Source organism: uncultured Tateyamaria sp., from assembly GCF_947504105.1.
Taxonomy (GTDB): domain Bacteria; phylum Pseudomonadota; class Alphaproteobacteria; order Rhodobacterales; family Rhodobacteraceae; genus Tateyamaria.
In genome coordinates, this window is sequence record NZ_CANNGP010000061.1 from 1 (window position 1) to 16400 (window position 16400).

The 16400-nt window shown below is 52.7% G+C and carries 20 protein-coding genes; 7 read left to right on the forward strand and 13 right to left on the reverse strand.

What is annotated here, in order from left to right; all coding sequences use genetic code 11:
• Positions 1-54 precede the first annotated feature (54 nt).
• From Q1A75_RS21525 to Q1A75_RS21570, 11 genes are all read right to left on the reverse strand, one after another.
• Complete coding sequence (locus Q1A75_RS21525) at positions 55-687, reverse strand: type IV secretion system protein (protein ID WP_299641194.1); 633 nt, start codon at positions 685-687, stop codon at positions 55-57.
• Between the two features lie 14 nt (positions 688-701).
• Entirely contained in the window at positions 702-944 is a 243-nt protein-coding gene (locus tag Q1A75_RS21530) for a hypothetical protein (RefSeq protein ID WP_299592926.1), read from the reverse strand.
• Positions 941-1363 carry a hypothetical protein gene (locus Q1A75_RS21535; protein ID WP_299592928.1) on the reverse strand — a complete coding sequence of 141 codons (423 nt, stop codon included), beginning with the start codon at positions 1361-1363 and terminating at the stop codon, positions 941-943. Before Q1A75_RS21535 ends, Q1A75_RS21530 begins: the two co-directional genes overlap by 4 nt.
• On the reverse strand, positions 1360-2484 hold the full coding sequence (locus tag Q1A75_RS21540; RefSeq protein WP_299592930.1) for a lytic transglycosylase domain-containing protein: 1125 nt from the start codon (positions 2482-2484) through the stop codon (positions 1360-1362). Before Q1A75_RS21540 ends, Q1A75_RS21535 begins: the two co-directional genes overlap by 4 nt.
• A gap of 182 nt (positions 2485-2666) precedes the next feature.
• Positions 2667-5039 (reverse strand): type IV secretion system protein B4, encoded by a 2373-nt coding sequence (locus tag Q1A75_RS21545; RefSeq protein WP_299641198.1) that lies wholly within the window; start codon positions 5037-5039, stop codon positions 2667-2669.
• Complete coding sequence (locus Q1A75_RS24315; RefSeq protein WP_366142226.1) at positions 5032-5322, reverse strand: VirB3 family type IV secretion system protein; 291 nt, start codon at positions 5320-5322, stop codon at positions 5032-5034. The genes Q1A75_RS21545 and Q1A75_RS24315 overlap by 8 nt, the downstream gene beginning before the upstream one ends.
• Before the next feature lie 14 nt (positions 5323-5336).
• A complete protein-coding gene (locus Q1A75_RS21550; RefSeq protein ID WP_299592934.1) occupies positions 5337-5639 on the reverse strand; it encodes a TrbC/VirB2 family protein in 303 nt (100 codons plus the stop codon).
• Positions 5640-5657: 18 nt separating this feature from the next.
• A complete protein-coding gene (locus Q1A75_RS21555; protein ID WP_299592936.1) occupies positions 5658-6272 on the reverse strand; it encodes a lytic transglycosylase domain-containing protein in 615 nt (204 codons plus the stop codon).
• 61 nt (positions 6273-6333) lie between these two features.
• Positions 6334-6687: a hypothetical protein gene (locus Q1A75_RS21560; protein WP_299592938.1), complete on the reverse strand. Its 354-nt coding sequence runs from the start codon at positions 6685-6687 to the stop codon at positions 6334-6336.
• 298 nt (positions 6688-6985) lie between these two features.
• Positions 6986-7927, reverse strand: coding sequence for an alpha/beta hydrolase (locus Q1A75_RS21565; protein WP_299592940.1), 942 nt, complete (start codon positions 7925-7927; stop codon positions 6986-6988).
• Positions 7928-7934: 7 nt separating this feature from the next.
• Positions 7935-9548 carry a hypothetical protein gene (locus Q1A75_RS21570; protein WP_299592942.1) on the reverse strand — a complete coding sequence of 538 codons (1614 nt, stop codon included), beginning with the start codon at positions 9546-9548 and terminating at the stop codon, positions 7935-7937.
• Positions 9549-10052: 504 nt separating this feature from the next.
• On the opposite strand from Q1A75_RS21570, the gene Q1A75_RS21575 reads away from it, so the two are divergent.
• The 7 genes from Q1A75_RS21575 to Q1A75_RS21605 all read left to right on the forward strand — a co-directional run bounded on the left by Q1A75_RS21575 (position 10053) and on the right by Q1A75_RS21605 (position 14476).
• Positions 10053-10763 carry a hypothetical protein gene (locus Q1A75_RS21575; RefSeq protein WP_299592944.1) on the forward strand — a complete coding sequence of 237 codons (711 nt, stop codon included), beginning with the start codon at positions 10053-10055 and terminating at the stop codon, positions 10761-10763.
• A 316-nt stretch (positions 10764-11079) separates the two neighbouring features.
• A complete protein-coding gene (locus Q1A75_RS21580; protein ID WP_299592946.1) occupies positions 11080-11769 on the forward strand; it encodes a hypothetical protein in 690 nt (229 codons plus the stop codon).
• Positions 11770-12022: 253 nt separating this feature from the next.
• Positions 12023-12346 (forward strand): hypothetical protein, encoded by a 324-nt coding sequence (locus tag Q1A75_RS21585; protein ID WP_299592948.1) that lies wholly within the window; start codon positions 12023-12025, stop codon positions 12344-12346.
• 72 nt (positions 12347-12418) lie between these two features.
• The gene (locus Q1A75_RS21590) at positions 12419-12700 is read left to right on the forward strand and encodes a type II toxin-antitoxin system RelE/ParE family toxin (RefSeq protein WP_299592950.1); all 282 of its coding nucleotides are present in this window, start codon (positions 12419-12421) and stop codon (positions 12698-12700) included.
• Between the two features lie 11 nt (positions 12701-12711).
• Positions 12712-13011, forward strand: coding sequence for a HigA family addiction module antitoxin (locus Q1A75_RS21595; protein ID WP_299592952.1), 300 nt, complete (start codon positions 12712-12714; stop codon positions 13009-13011).
• A gap of 16 nt (positions 13012-13027) precedes the next feature.
• Positions 13028-13342: a hypothetical protein gene (locus tag Q1A75_RS21600; protein WP_299592954.1), complete on the forward strand. Its 315-nt coding sequence runs from the start codon at positions 13028-13030 to the stop codon at positions 13340-13342.
• Between the two features lie 222 nt (positions 13343-13564).
• Complete coding sequence (locus Q1A75_RS21605) at positions 13565-14476, forward strand: hypothetical protein (RefSeq protein WP_299592956.1); 912 nt, start codon at positions 13565-13567, stop codon at positions 14474-14476.
• 91 nt (positions 14477-14567) lie between these two features.
• Here Q1A75_RS21605 and Q1A75_RS21610 read toward each other — a convergent pair whose 3' ends face one another.
• The gene (locus Q1A75_RS21610; RefSeq protein ID WP_299592958.1) at positions 14568-14765 is read right to left on the reverse strand and encodes a hypothetical protein; all 198 of its coding nucleotides are present in this window, start codon (positions 14763-14765) and stop codon (positions 14568-14570) included.
• Between the two features lie 388 nt (positions 14766-15153).
• A partial coding sequence (locus tag Q1A75_RS21615; protein WP_299592960.1) for a tetratricopeptide repeat protein occupies positions 15154-16400 on the reverse strand: 1247 nt, incomplete at its 5' end.

Below are 16400 nucleotides of genomic sequence, written 5' to 3' on the forward strand. Positions count from 1 at the left end.
GATGTCATCTCGTCTCATGCCCCAACATGACACTCCGAACCGACAATGGGAATCCTATGTCAGACGGGGAACACTAGTATTCAGATCAATGGCTTCCTTTAGGCCGGTGGTGGTTTGAGTTTTACGGACCAGCTCGTCCACTCTTTCCAAGCTTTCCCGCGCATCTTCGGCAGATGCTTCCGCAGCGGCCGATAGAAAGGCAGACGTGTTTGCCCGCCCCCCAATTCTGGCTTGGCTCGGGTCATCGCTATTGGCCAGTTCTTCGATCCGCTCCGGGGTCACGCCTGCGCCAGTGAACACGTCACGAACGAAGTCTTCCGCATCCATTCCCGCAACGGTGCCTTCAAGAAAGTTTTCCCAATCCATATTGCGAGCAGCTTCAATGTTGGAAGCAAGATCACTGACGCCAGGCATGATTTCATTCAAGAAATCCGGGCCAATACCCAATGCTTCAAGAGTAAGCCCCTCGCGCAAAGCGTTAATCTGATCCTCTAGCAGGTTGATTTGTTGAAGCAGTTGCCGTGTCTGTTCATCAAGAATGAAGTTCTGCCGAATTTGTTCTTGCAACTGGTTGCGCGCTTCGGTCAACATTTCGGTCAGCTTAGCAATGCTGGTCACATCAAAAGTAGGTACGCCTTGCGCGTTGGCAGGCATTGAGAGGCACGCGCAGACGGCTGCTGCCTGCAACAATCGGAAAGTTTTCATTTATCTTCTCCTTTCAACGAGGTGGCAGTGCCCAAATCTGGATGATCGCCATTTTTCGGTTTATCAAAGTTAAGAGGCTTGGACGGAACTGCGGTTTTGAGTTGGGCCAATGCTTTCTGTGCTTGTCTTTGCATTTCGACCACGTTGGTCGGCCCATAAACTGGCACACCCTGAGCGAACGCCGTGGTGGCCATGCAAAAACATGCGGCGGCCATGAGTAGCACCCGCTTGATCTTCATAGTCCTTCTCCTGATTGGATCGACGCCTTATCGCGGGTAAGAGCACGTTGGCTGTACCAGAGGTAGCCAATGCCGATTGGAGCGATGAAAATCGCCATGGTCCAAAGTGCGAGGTTCACAATGAACTTGCCGAGAAACAAAGCGGCTGCATTTGAAATAAGAACGGTGTCACCCAGGATAAAATCGCGCACAACGTTCCAGACAATTTTTGCGAATGGAAACAGGATCGTGCTGATCAGTGAGAAGCGAAAGAAAAAGCCGACAGAAGGCGTGTCACTGGATGGCACAAAATTGGGGTCCTGCGCAGCCATGACCCGCATTCCCATTACCCAGCAGAAACACAGCGCTCCGATAAGATAAGCGCGAAACAGCCAACCCTTATCAAGCGAACCGACTACACTAGCCGCAAAGTTTTTCATGAGTCGTCTCCCATTTGGATAAACCCCTCATCACGCATCTGAGCCGCCCAGATCAGGGCATATCGTTGCGCTTCAACACGCCGCTGAACAGCTTGCAACCGAACCAGGACTGACGCCATACGCGCAACTTCTGCGCGGGCATAGGTATTGAGGTCCATCGCCTCTTTCACAGAGGTGGTGCCCGGGATTTGTTCCAAAATCCCTTTCATCCGCGTCAAAGATTGCGCTAGCTGGGTAGCACTGTGGTTTGCATAGTGCATTCCAGCGTCAGCAATGTTGCTGGTCTCAGCAATGGCCAATTCCTGCGGGGTAAGTGTCCCGGCCATGTCTACACCACTCATTGTCGCGGCGTATTTGTTGTAGAACCCACTGATCCGAACAACGTAGTTCTGCGTTTCCTCAAAAGGTGGAATGCCGCCGTACTTTTGAACCGCGCCTGGACCGGCATTATACGCGGCAAGCGCAAGCTCGATCCTGCCGAAGCTGTCTAGCTGTTGAAGCAGATAGCGCGCGCCTCCGTCCAGTTGCAGCTGCGGGTTCTCGTAGTACTCAGGATAGATCCCGAGGTCGCGGGCGGTGCCAGGGATGATCTGTGTTAAGCCGAAGGCATCGGCAGGACTTTTTGCTCCAATGCTGAAATTGCTTTCTTGCTTGATCAACGCCTGAAACCAGCACCGAAACTCTGTTGGGTTAATACCAGCCCTACGCAACGCCGGATGATCACTGTGCCGACGCGCCGTTTCGATGATCATTTCCTCAATAGTCTGGCGCGCATCACCGAAAATGCGACCAGCGTGAGGATTGTTGTCGTCAATAGCGTAGACCTCTGACGCTTCAAAGCCGGACAGGCCTTCAAGCGGCCCTCCAAAGGTCGATGTTCTTGTTAGGAGCTCAAGCGTCTCATCGATCTGGTTAAGCTGATCCTGATGAAGCGTACTGTGCCGATCCCGTTCTTCCACCTCGGCTTGGTCTTCATCTGTCATTAACTGTTCTTCGGCGAACAGTCGGCCATCCAGAAGGATCGAGCGCCAATCTATCGTTGGCACACCTTGCCCAGATGCAGGCAGCGCCGCCAGCGCACAAACGCTGGCTAAGAGGTTATGCTTAATCCAGGGGTTCAAAGATACAGCCCCCGTTTGGGTCAGCGGCGAAAGACAGGGAAGGGGAGTAAGCCGCCCGAGTGGCAGTATCGCTGTTAGTTCCTGCCGCGCCTCCCTTGCCAACCGTCCAACAATTCGTTTTACGGCCCTGATATTCGGTGCAGGCTGATAGCGCGACCAAAGGCAAACAGATCAAAATAACCTTACGCATTGGTAGTGTCCTCTTTCCAGAAATCGGGTCGGTCAGCAAAGTCGTGGCCAAATCGGGCTTCACCAGCCCCACCGCCGCCAAGCGCAGTCAGCAATGGCCCGAGTGCGCCAATATCGACATTCAGAACAGTTGAAGTTGGCCCCTTGCGCCACAGGGCTGTCCGCATCCCCGGATATTGCCCGCCGAGCAAATACGAGATTTCAGCGGCATTAAATCCGAAGCCGTCATAGTCTTTGGCCTCAGCTTCGGAGTTCGGAAACAGCAGCCGGTTTGGCAGGGCCTCAAGAATAGTCTTGGCCTTCGACGCTTTGATTTGAGATGGAAACTGCGTCATGAGAGCCACAACGACCTGCAATTTCCGAACCGTTACCAGCCAGTCGGACATATGGGCGGCAAAATATTCGTCATTCAGACCCTTTGACGCCTCATCAATCCCCAAGAATGTCGGGACTTTATCCTCTGCCATCCGCTCGATAATCCGAAACAGATAGGCAAGCAAAGCTGTGCGCTCAGTATCTAGTTTCAGGATTTCCGTCATATCAATGGCTGTCAACGAATTGGCCGTCAGATCGACAAGCGGCTTTTCAGAAGTATCAAACACCCAGCCGTACCGGCCACCCGGAGCCCATTCTGCAACTCTCGCAGACAAATCGCCGCCGTCATTGCTATCGCCAATAAGGTCTTGGAAATGAGCAAAATTGCGGAGGTCCTTGCTGGTGTCGCAATTCTGCCGAATGGCTTCTTTGAGTGTTTGGCTCTGCCAGGGCGTGAGCTTTTGCCCGGTTTGTTCCAGCAATGAGCTAAACCATGTCAGCAACCAAGCTTGTCCACGTTCATCTGTCTCGGTCATGAGCGGATTGAGGCCGGTCGGTATACCAGCCCGAATGGATGCATATTGACCGCCACCAGCTGCAATTGGCATCCGCATAGCTTCGAGCGCATCAAAAAGGATGACGCGCTTACAGACGCGCATTGCCTGTATCACCAGAAACATTGCCGTGGTGGTTTTACCGCTGTCTGATGGCCCCATGATCAGTGTGTGACCATTGGAGGGTTCGGAGTGTACGGACTTCACCGGCGGATGGAACGAAAAGTCGTAGGTGTTGCCGCCGATGGTGGGAAGCGTCGTGACAGGTTGCCGCCATGGCAAAATCTGATCATGCCCTTTGTGTTCAGAATGGAACGTAGCCATGTCCGCAAAGTTGATGGCAGAGATAGTGGACCGACGCGCCCGATACTTCATGTTACCGGGATGCGCGGCAAAGAACATGGCTTCTAGGGCAAATTTATCTTTCGCCAAAACCATACCGGCTTGTTGTCCGATACCAATTACACGAGACGCCTTTCGAGCCAATTCTTCCTTGGTGTCGGCAAGGATAGTGATCGACATATGATGAGTGCCAAACCCCAGAAGGTTGCTTTCGAGGTCATCAGCTGCGTCTTTCAGATCTTGCATTGCAGTGCTTGCGACATCTTCCGCCGCAAGCATCTGGTCAATACGGCGTTGCGCCCGCTCGGAGATTTTTCTTTGCGCTATCGGTGTGTAGCTTTGTGTTACGATCACATCCATCATGCCATCCAGCGCATCGAGCATCGCCGGAACAGTCGCAGTTGGATAGGTTTGAACGTAGAGCACTGTAGCCCACCGCGTTTCTTCAAAACCCTCAAAGACTTCGATTACATCCGGCCAAAATCTCGCAGAAACGCTGGAAACGTCCTCTGCGACGAGCGAAAGCGTTTGACGTGGTATCGGTTGATAGAATCCTGTATTGACCGCGCCGAGAAATCCCAGCAACGACCCATCGGAAATGGCCAGCTTGCGAAGCTTTACACCATTCAACGCTGTTTCTAGCACGGATACCAAATCATCCAAATTGCGCTTGCGCTCTTTCACATCGTCAGCAATCAGCTTGTTCGCAAACTTCCTTAATAATGGAAGGCGGAGCGGTTCATCGCGCCCTCGCAATACAGTCAGCACCAGCATCGTATTGCGAGGCACATCCGATTGAATGTGCGAAGTCCATTTACGGTCAATAGCGGCTTGAAAGCTGTCGCCCTTGACCGGCTTTGTCTTTATATTCACTGATCTGGTCAGCCGATGGATGTAAAATGTCCAACGTTCATCCAGCCCTTTTAAGACATTCGCAAATTCTGAGGTCAGCGCCTCAATTGTTCTCGTCGTGGCCGTGTTTGCGTCAATCCCTTCAATCTCAAGCGAAACCATAAGTTCATGATCGCGGCACCGAATGGTGTGATCGTCATATTCCCATAGGTAGGGTAAATGCTTGAAAAACGGGGCATAGGGCGGCAAGACACGGCGCAGCTTGTCGTCCACCGCCCAATGCTTGCGCTCAACCTTATCCATTTGCATAGGTGCGCCCTTTCCGTCTGGATTTTGGCAGGGGATTAGATTTGTCAAAACTAGTTTCAAATACAGTGGCGAATGCGATGGCACCTTGCGGATTGCGCAGGGACAAGACGCGCGCAATGCACCACCAGATAAAGAATGTTAGGGGCCACCAAAGCAGCTTGGTCCACATGAAAGGAAGGACAGTGAACGCCCCTACAGCCATGGCATATGGCAAGGGCAACAGCAGAAGCCTTGTTTGACGGGTTAGGCCGATAATAACTACGCTGCGTCTGCTCACTGTCCCGAACCTCCTTAGGTGAATGCCGCGCGAAGGTTCGCAACAATGCCAGGCCCGCCGAATACGAGGAACGCGCCAAGAACGACCCCAAACAACCAGAACCAGGAAATCTTGTTCATCATCGCCAGAAAGCCTGTAACGATGAAAGCGACTGAGAATGCGATCGTCGCAATCGTCCCTCGCATCGAGGCAACGAAACCAGTTCCCAGCGTCTCAGCGTCAGAAAAGTCGATGGTCTGGGCCAACGAAGTATTCGCCGCCACAAGGAGAAGCGATGCCATAACTGCAAGCGCTAAGTTTGAGTTGTTCAGTTTCATAAAAGGTTCCTTTCCAGTTCAATTGGTCAGTTTTTGGTATTCCGCCATCACCAGGCGGACATGATTTTGCGTCTCTCTATACGGGGGGATGCCGGAATGCTGGCGCACCGCTTGCGGTCCGGCGTTATAGGCAGCGAGAGCAAGACGCACGTCGCCGAACGTCTCAATCTGTTCGAGAAGATAGCGCGCGCCGCCGTCCAGATTTTGGATCGGATCGTTCACGTCGATACGGAGGTATTTTGCCGTGTCGGAAATGATTTGCGCCAAACCTATTGCATTGGCGTGGCTGCGGGCTGTCGGATTGAAATTGCTTTCAATCTTGATCATCGCTTGAAAGAGCGCAGCCCATTGTTTGGGAGAGTATTCAACCCGCCGCAGCGCCGGATCCCGCTGATATCGGCGCGCAACCATCTGGACATTCTGAATGACCTGAATATGGCGCTTGTCATATGTGGCAGGGCGGCGCAGCGTAGTTGAAGAAGCCTGTTCTTCCTCTGCTTCTTCTGCCTCGACTGCAATGGGCCGAACGGGTCTGCCTGACCCATCAAAGAAAACTGTCGTTTGGTTTGCGGCGATTAACGGTTCTTGTTCAACTAAATTACCGTCTTTATCAACCGTGAAGGTTTGGGCCATCGCCCCTGAGCAAAGGAAAGAAAAGGCAAGGCTGAGCGCCGCCGCAGCGACGACGACCCCACTATTCGTTGCCCGGTTCGGAACCTTCAAACTTTGGTAGTTGGATGCGGACGCGAACACCCTTGTTCCAGGGGATGTGCTGAACGTTGAGTTCAAACTGGTCAAAGAAGCCAAGCAGCCCGTTGGTTGTCTTAAACTCACGAACCTTGAAGTCTCTCCTTGACGTAACCAGAACTTTTTCGATCTGCCCGTCTGGCGACACTGCCCGGATAATCCAGTTTCCGGAGAAGGTATTATATTGCTTGGCCGCGCTTTGCATGCACACAACCTCCGCAAAGTACCCTTCATCGAGTAGCTGTTTGAAACCATCTTCGCTGACCACATTTGGACCCTGATCTAGAACATGTTGCGTCATGGTTTCTTCCCGGCATTCGACCGTAGAAACCCAAGTGAAACATTTCACTTAGGTTGATACGATATAGTTGTTTTGTATGCAAGCCACTTTTTTTGTATCTTCTGCGGCCTACGATTCAATTTCATGTTGACCAGATAACGCGGGTTTTTTCAACGAAACTAAGGGGCTTCCCACGCTTTCGACAAACCTGCGGCCAACGAAACAGCCACTTAGATTGTACGTCTAAGCGGCTAGATCAGTCTGGTTACTAAGGGTTTTTAGGCTTGTGGTGCTCGAACAGTTTAGTGTTTTCGTCGCATCAATCTGAAAACTGGTCGCATATTTTTTTTATGACGTGTTCGCGGACTTCGGGAACTTCGAACATGATATCGTGCCTTGCGTTCGGTATGAGCTCAAGTTTTCCACCGCTCCAACGATCCATTCGATCCACTACCGAAGCTATGTCGACAACAACATCCCCCTCACCACACAATGCAATGCAAGGCATGCTAGGGGAGTGCATTTTTGACAGTGCCCGACACTCTTTTAAGGCTTCGAGCACCCATCCCATGCTTGGTGCACCAGTTTGAAGGTCGGGAAGATCCTCGGCCTGCTTGACCATATATCCAAACATCTCAGGATCGCTCGTCAGTCTATTTCCCTCAAAACCAACGCTGAGAACATAACAACAATCTTCTTGGGGCTTGTTGCCAGGGGCGAAGACATGTCCCTTACCAATCGCATTGGCAATCCAAGTCAGAGGCCACGCTGCGGCGCGCTCGATTTGTGAAAGATGAAGATCCCACATCGGGCCTGTGAACGCACAAGCCTCCATAGGCAGACCAGCAATTGCAGCACGCAATCCAATGCAAGCCCCCATGGAGTGTCCAAGCAAGTACCAAGGCTTCGGGAGGTCCAAATCACGCGCAGCTGCAACCATTGCCATGACATCTTTTTGATAGTCAGCAAATTGGGCCACATGGCTTGTTATCGGATTGTCGGTAATCCTGTCAGCCAGACCTTGCCCCCGCCAGTCAATCGCGAATGTCACAAAGCCGCGTTTGCCCAGCTCATTCGCTGTAGGTCCTAGCTTCTCTATGTACTCGGTTCGGCCGGGAAACATAAAAACAGTGCCTTTGCTCGCGACATCTGTTTGCCAAGCTGCAACGCGCAGTCGCACACCATCATTTGCGTAAATCCAGTAAGCCGAGCCAACAGCTGGACCGCCTGCAACCTTGGGGTAGAAAGTAGCATTTTCCATTGAACACCTACGTTCGGACAACTTTTGGATCGTACAGGCTGTAAGTTGCGACCACTAAACTGACGATCAAGAGAACTGAAAATCCCGTAAAAACTCCGATCAGCACCAGATTTGCCGAAAGCAAGAATATTACAGCGAGCATCTTCCATTGTGTTCTCTTGAGCCGAAAAACAACCTTCGAAACCGGGCAGCGCTCTATCACCGAATACACTTGAAGGAAACAGATGACAAAGACGAGACAGGATAAGAACAGCAAAAGTAAGCTCGTGAACTGTGGTATGCCCCGCTGCTCAAGGCCGAACTGTCTAGTTTCATGCCCGCCCAGTGCTGCCATGGCATCACTGACCAACCACCGCACAATTGTTTCGCCGCTAGACAACAAATAGGTTGATTGAAGCTTGATGCAGGTGATGAACAGAATGGCGAGGATGGTGCAACAGTAGACACCCTCCATAATTCTACTGCCCACATCAAATACCCAACGAGAATGATCCTCATCTGATAGAGGCCCCGGCATCGTGCCTATCTCATGGAAGTCATTCGCGGTTGCTATGAGCAAAACCAGACCGGCGAAAAACAGCCACATGAGTATGCCAAAGTATAGATAGGCCAACATTGACAAGACGATTGCTGAGGGAATGTCGATCACGTCAGGCCGGACAATCGCAACGATGTTCCAGTCCATCATGTAACCAGCGGCATCGCCATGCAGGAGTGCCCGAAGATGCACCCCAGACCATTGGAGCAAAAATATCAATGCGAAGCTGACAATAGTAATAGTCCAAAACAACCACGAGAACGATGTGATTTTTGCTGCCCAACTATAGGTGTCTCCGCCCTCTGCACCGGTAGCCGCCCCCAGCCTTGGCCGTCCTGCATCCTTCCAAAATGCGAGCAACTTTATCACAGTGGCAAGATAAAGCGGCAGTATAACGAGTGGTAGAATTGTCCAACTTGGTGCCCATAAAAACCCGACTTGCTTATCCAATCCTTCTGCTGCGGGGTAGGTCACACTCTGAACGCCAAAGATAAACGTCATGAAGGCAAGTGCCGTAAGGCCTGCCCATACCAAAGATGAGAGTGTCAGTGCGTGTTGCTCGGTAAACAGAGCCTCGGTTCTCGCCGTCAAGCCCAAACGAGTTCCCTGATCTACCGTCATTACGTCGCCCACTGCTGAATCGGTATCGTCAGTTTCGGGCGCACTATGGGGCTCGGGTGTGTCTGGGCTTTCTCCTTCACGCTTCTTCGCGCGCCTTCTCGCAGCAAGTCGAGAGTTTGCCGCTACAAGCTCAACCTGCCACTTACCGCTGGCGTCTGGGTCGCCACACCCAAAAATCCAAGCCAGCCATCGGATGTTGTCCGTCTTGATACCCCGATCATTGTCTTCGAACCATCGTTGAACGGATCGTAGATCTACACCGCTTTTATTGGCTTCGATTTTCGATATTTCATCGGCAAGAAGCTCAGGCGTCCATGGACCGATTGAGATGCCATGCTCATCCACGGGTCGCCCCGCCCCCTCTCTCATCAATCGGCGGAATACCGCCTTAAAGTCGCTATCATCACCGGGCGGTGGTACAAATTTTTTACCGTTTATAATCAGAACACTAAAGGCCTTCATGTCGTTTTGTGTCGTAATGCACCATACTATGTCGTGCTTTCAGTTTGGATAAAAGTACAACCGGGGCGCGCAGTCTATCCAAGCGCGCTCGCCCTTACTTTTATGGGCTAAATCACGCTCAATAGTCCATCCAAAGGGGTACGTAATGCTGGCAACTTCCTTCCACAATCTAACTAACTCATCTGTGATGGGTTCAGACCAGGCGACCCAACGCCCGCCCGCAAAAAGGAAGTTGTTTGCGCGGCCTGTTGGACGCATCCGTGACCAAGATACGAGTGAGTATGTCGGATGGGTCTATGAGTGGAACAATGGTGAGCGAGGAACGACGTGGAATAGCGGAAAGCGTGAGAATGTCGTTATAGAGCAATACTCTGAGGGCCACGCGGTCAGCTAGCCGCTGTTGCACCGCCCAACGACAAAGCACTAACATTGACCGGTGACACGATTGAGCGTACAAAACACCCGTAATAGTACAAATCACTTGTTTTGAAAGGAGTGTGCGGGATGTTTAAAGCGCTTAAATTACCACTCAAGGGAACGCTTCTTGCAGCAGCGACTGCGTCGTTTTTTGCGGGGTCGGACGAAGCAAATGCTTATCAGATCGATTGCGCAATCCTGCTGTGTTTAGCGGGCGGTTGGCCATCAGCTGCGGAGTGTACCGCCGCGCGTGCTGAGTTCATTCGTCGCATTACACCTTGGCCGGTCGAGCCTCCCTTGCAGATCTGGCGGTGTCCAATGGGGGTGTCGTTTTCTCCAACCGGTGAAAAAAGCTTCCGGGCACGCCTCTATGATGCGGCGATGAAATCCACTCCGAAAGTAAGTGCCAGACCTGCTGTTTTGCGAGAGGTAGAGGGTATTGCGGATCGTGTCATTCAGGCCAATCAAGCCGATATCGATATCTCTGGTAGCGAGTTCAACTTTGTTCGGTCGATCCGTGTCTTTGACGTTGATTGGTATCAACGGGTCCGTTCCACTTCTGACGGGGAAGAATGTTCAACCGTTAGGAGCCGCGTTCGCATGGGCACTTACGGTACGCAAGGGGATTTCAGGTGGGCGAATGTTGGGCCATCAGCCCCGCAAACACCAACCGCCTCATGGCTCGGGTTTCGCACCAGGTCGAATGGCCCTTGCAGTCACGCGGGCTTTTTTCGCGGCGTCGGCGTCGAATGGCGCGATCATGAGGGCAATCATGGGTATGAGGTAGTGCGGTACTGACCCTACCTCTTGTGGGTCACCTCGCCACCACTCACAATTTGCGGTGGCCCACAACAATCTGTTACGGTTAGAACAACAACAACAAGCAAGAATCAGGAAGGAGCAGTTACCGACCCCCCAAAAAACCAGAAACCCCCGCAAGGCGGACCTTACGAGGGGGTTTGGTAGAACCAGAGAATTGGCGTTCTCTAGTAGGCTCAAAGATTTCACCTACGGTTTTACCATCCCTCTGGCAGAGCAGGCAAGTAAAAAACGCATTTGTGCGAACAAAGAAATATTGCCTTTGGAACCGCCTCGCAAACACGAGGACAGAGGAATGACAGGCAAACCGCGCAACGCGCGACCAACACCGAGCACCCGGAACTTCGACACCTATCTGAGTGAGATAGTCCGGCCCCTTCTCCATGAGCACTACGCCAGGCGGCAAGTATCCGTCCTGATCGACCTTCTGCGCCACCTTGAAGGACTGCGATACGACTACTCGGCAAGCAGAGCGTTTCAGACCAAACCAATTGCCAACGCAGCGATTGCCGAAGTCATGCGCGTGACCGAAAGAACAGTGAGACGCTGGATGGGCCAACTGGAACGTCTCGGCATCCTCACGCGTGAGACCCGTAAGAACCCACATCACCGCTATAAGAACCTTTTCAACCGCATCCGTTTTGCCGGGTTCTGGGGATGGTTCAGTGAATTGCTAGCGAAGACCCCGGACACCGAATGTCCGGCCAAGAAGAAAGATATAGAATCTATATCAATTACTTCTAAAAATTCTGGGGATAAATCAAAGCAAGCCCCAACCTTCCCGCGAAACGGCAGCATCCGCTATGATCGCATATGGCGCGATATTGCTGAGAAAAACCTACCAAGTGGACGAGGCAGACCGTGCATGGACATGGTAGCACAGAAGTTTAGAGGCAACCTGAAACAATATAACTTGGCACTAGATGATCCATCCATCGTTAACCGCTGGATCAGCTTTTGTAAGCGCGCACCAATCGTCAGATAGATAAGTTCAAGATGGATGATCCACGCCAGATAGAAGTATTCCCGCCGCCCGCTGCCTTACAGCGGAGCGACAATACCAAGAGCAGGCGGCGGCGCGCGTATTGCGAAGAAAATAGATATGTCTGCTGCAGCATCGCCGTTTCCGACGATGGCGGATTCCTGCACCGCCAGAAACAACGATGATTGGATCCGATATCGCTGAATACGACGATGAAAGACCTATCAGCTGACACCGCCAAATATGACGATGCTCGATGGAAACCAAGAAAGGGCTGGTAATGAGACCAAAGAGGCGACAATTTATTGCGATACTGGCGGCGTCCGTACTGACGTCGCTGCCCCAAATTTCCAGTGCCTTTTGCTCGCCACCTGTGGCGCCACCATTGACCAGCGAAGCTCTGGCCAAGGAATTTCGGGACGAGTTCCGACAGGATTTTGAGCAGTATTTCAGCGATGCCCAGGGCTACCTGAGATGCCTAGAGGAAGAACGGGCCGAAGTCATGGTCGAGGTTCGTGAGACTGCTGACCGGTATCAAAGGTTTTTGAATGACGCCCAGCATTGGGAACCATTGAATTAGTATCCTCCGGGGATACATTTCTCTTGCATTTTGTATCCCTAGGGGATACATCACAGGAAGGCTTGATAGGTAATGATCAAAAGCACACATGGAAAACTCATCAAGAAGCTGATCGAGGGCAGGGGAGGGAAAGGATTTCCGGCCGACCTGGTCAGAAGGGCTGAGCGGAAGATAGCCCAGCTGGACGCGGCGCACACACTGGAAGATTTGAGTATTCCACCATCCAACGAGCTCGAATTGTTGGTTGGTGATCGTAAGGGGCAACACTCGATCCGCATAAGTAAGCAGTGGCGCATCTGTTTTCGCTGGGAAGGCAATGACGCTTACGAAGTCGAGATAGTGGATTATCACTGATGGAGAACAACATGGTTATTCTGGCAAACCCAGTTCATCCCGGCGAGGTTCTAAAAGAGGATTTCCTCGACGAATTTGGGCTGACCGCTGGCAAGCTGGCCAAAGCGCTGAATGTGCCGCGTACCCGCATCGAACGAGTTGTCGCCAAGGATCGCGTCGTATCACCAGACACGGCGTTGCGCCTGTCTAAGTTCTTTGGAACCACGCCGGAATTTTGGCTCAATCTACAACGGGCTTATGATTTGTCGGTGGCAGCACGAGACGAAGAACTGACCGATGATCTGGAACGCATCTTGCCGCTGGCAAGCTGACAGGGAGTACCGAACGATGAGCAACTCACGCACAAAAAGCAGCAAGTGGAAAGCAAACATGTCTGATGCTGAACGTGAAACACGGGAGGCGCTTGTCTGTTACAAAAGTGCATTGATCGACGCGTCTCATCGAGGCTGGACACATCGCTTTGGTCTCTTTGTTCGGAACACGGATTCAATAAAATCTGAGACTGAGTTGAGACGGGTACGACAGGAGGTCGAAGGCATCGTGAATAGTTCGGCCGAGCATCGTCATTGGTTGAAGCAGGTCGTTTCAGAACAACCGGTTCGTGTTCGCGATCAAGACAGCTTTACCGATCTTCTTCAATAGCTTCCAAGACAAGTTACATATCATGATACATTTACTCGGTCCCGTCCTAATCGGTGTTTCATATCTGATGCACAGTTATCCCATAGTCTCATGGATCGCATTTGTGCTTGGTATAGTTCAGATCCTCGTATCCTGTCTGATCTACTCACTGGGGTTGCAGGCAAAGAGAGTATTTCGCGGTTCGGAGAACGGTGAACAGTGAAGCAGTCAACAATCACTGACATGAACGTCAGCCACGCGTCCGAGTTCAAGTATCTCGTAAGCTGCCTCAAGGCCGGGCAGCTTCCGTTTTTGGACGATCAGATAAGGTTCTTTGAGCCTTCGATTGTAGGAAACCGTGAGCAATTGCTTCATGGCGTCGTCCGTGCCGCCTGCTCGATCTTCGAGGATGAGCGGCTTTTTGATTTTGAGTTAATGCCCAACAAGGACATAACTCGATTATCAACGCACTTGAGAACCACCGAAATCACAGAAATGCACCCACCTTTTCAGGATTGGCGATTCTGCTTTGCCGCAACATCTGATTTCAAGGACTCGATGGAAGGAGCGAGGACCTTTGCCACCAGCTTCTACATCGTTGAGCGGCCCTTTGATGATGCTGTCTTAGTTTCAGAGATTGTGCTCAGCGCCGAGGGTGCGAGCTTTTTCTTCTCTGGATCTGTTCTTATTCAATTGCCGATCACCAGCCAATCAGTTGCGACGGTAGTCGCTTGTGCCGACGGATTGCAGAACGAGTTAAGGCTGTTGATAGACAGTGTGCTTGATCCAACCTGTGCCGCGTTGGTCATGCTGAATACCAAAGGGGTAGCATACGCCGAAAAGCGCCCGCCACGCGCTGAACGCCGTCGTGCGGATCGGGACGGCCAGGTCGCGCCGAGCCACTGGCAGGTTGGCGCATCCGAGTATTTCACAGCCTTGCGTCAGGTGACGGGATCTGAAGCTTCTGGCGGCGGGGGCGGCCACGCATCCCCGATACCACATATCAGGCGCGGCCATTGGCGCAACCTGGCAAGCGGACAACGAACTTGGGTTCGGGACTGCCTTGTTAATGTGAGTTCCCAAGACCAAGGGGCATTTGTCGAAAGAGAGCGTAAGAGGACAGCTTACAAGGCCGGTAGCCTCGTTTCAGATTAAGGCGTTAACTCGACTCCGATAATCGTTCTTATGTTAATTAAGTCAAGCTTTATGACCTTTATTTGGGTTGAGGCTTTGCGGCGCGCTCGATCTATTTCAGCGCGGCTTTGATGCCTTCACGGATCACAGAAGCAATTGCGATCAGACCCGCGATCACAACGGCGATAGCTGCCACTGGATCTACTGTTGCGACGGCTTCGGCATAGAAATGCGTGAAAGTCCAAGTCACCCACACCATGGCTATGGCGATTGGTGCGAAGAAAGCGATTGCCAGACACTTTTTGACCATTGGTTCCTCCTGGAAGTCCACCGGAGCCGTGAGGCTCCGGCTTCACCTTCGCGGCCCTATGGGTTCCCACCCGGTGCCGCAGGTACAAATCTACCATCCGCATTGCTCGATTCAAGCGGTAATTGTATGAGGCCTCCGATCTTCACCTTCACGAAGTATCCTCGGGGTAAGCGCCTTGTGGCGCCAGGGGCAGAAAGCCCCTATTGGGGTCGTCTGCGGGACGGGGCGAAATGACACTCCAAGCACCGTTTGGGTTAGCTGCCGTTCGTGCGGATAGCAGCTAAAGTAGCCAGAGAGCCCAGTTTTGCGGATGCTGCACTTAGCGTGAACGTCTGCTCTCGGATGTTGGGCCAAAAAATAACTGTTCTTTGGCATCGCGTTGATGTGCCTACTCTCGAGCTGCTACAAGGTTTCGCCTCGCTGTTTCGAGGAACTGCCTGTCACCACGTGAAAGAATGCCGTTCGCCTCCATATCCTCCATCTGCGCCACGACAGCGGTCCAGTGATCCGCGGCGTTGGCAGGGTCGGATTCTGCTATCTGGACGAGTGAAACCGAGATGGCGTGGGCCCATCGGGCATTCTCGGGGCTCTGCGCAATGAGTGCGCGCCGTATCTCGAGACTCTCGGTAAAGGCCTCGAGCGCGGCATCGAGCTGGCCTTGGTCCCGTCGCACTAAGCCGACCCCTCCTAGGTTGACGGAAAGGTTGAAGGTCCATTCGGCATTTCCCGGGTTTGCTGTAACAAGGGTGCGGCGTATCTCAAGACTCTCGCTATAGGCATCGAGCGCGGCGTCGAGTAAGCCTTGATCGCGCCGGACATCGCCGACTTCGTCCAAGCTCATTGACAGTTGTCGGGCCAAGCGGGCATTTCCGGGGCTCTCAGCAACAAGGGACCGGCGTATCTCGAGGCTCTCTGTGTAGGCGTCGAGCGCGGCGTCGAGAACGCCCTGTCCCCGTTGGATATAGCCGACGTTGTCCAAGCTAACGGATAGGTTGTGGGTCCAGTCAACGTTTTCAGGGCTCCTTGCAACAAGGGTCCGGCGTATCTCGAGGCTCTCCGCATAGGCGTCGAGCGCGATGTCGAGCATGCCCTGGTTCCGCCATACGTGACCGATATTGTCCAGGCTACCGGAGAGGTCGCGAGCCCAGCCGGCATTTCCAGGGTTCTGTGCAACGAGGGCGCGGCGTATTTCGAGGCTTTCGGTATAGGTATCGAAGGCGTCTTCCAGCAGGCCTTGGGAAACCCTAACGTCGCCGACATTGTCCAGGCTGATCGACAGTTCTCTGGCCCAGCGGGCATCTCCAGGGCTCTTTGCAACATGGGTGCGACGTATTTCGAGGCTCTCGATGTAGGCGTCGAGGGCGGCATCGGGCTTGTTTTGAGCCTGCCACACTCCGCCAATTCTATCCAAGCTGAGGGAGAGGTTGAGGGCCAGTTCAGGACTGACGGGGTCCTGTCCAACGAGCTTGCGTGCTATGTCGAGGCTCGCGGTATAGGCGTCGTGTGCTGTTTCAAGCTGGCCCTGAGCGACTTTAATGTCGCCGATCTCTACGAGAACCGTAAGCGTTGCTTTGACCCCACCTTGATCAATTGGGGCGCTTTCCCTTTGGCTTCCAGCGCTTGGCGAGTTTGAGG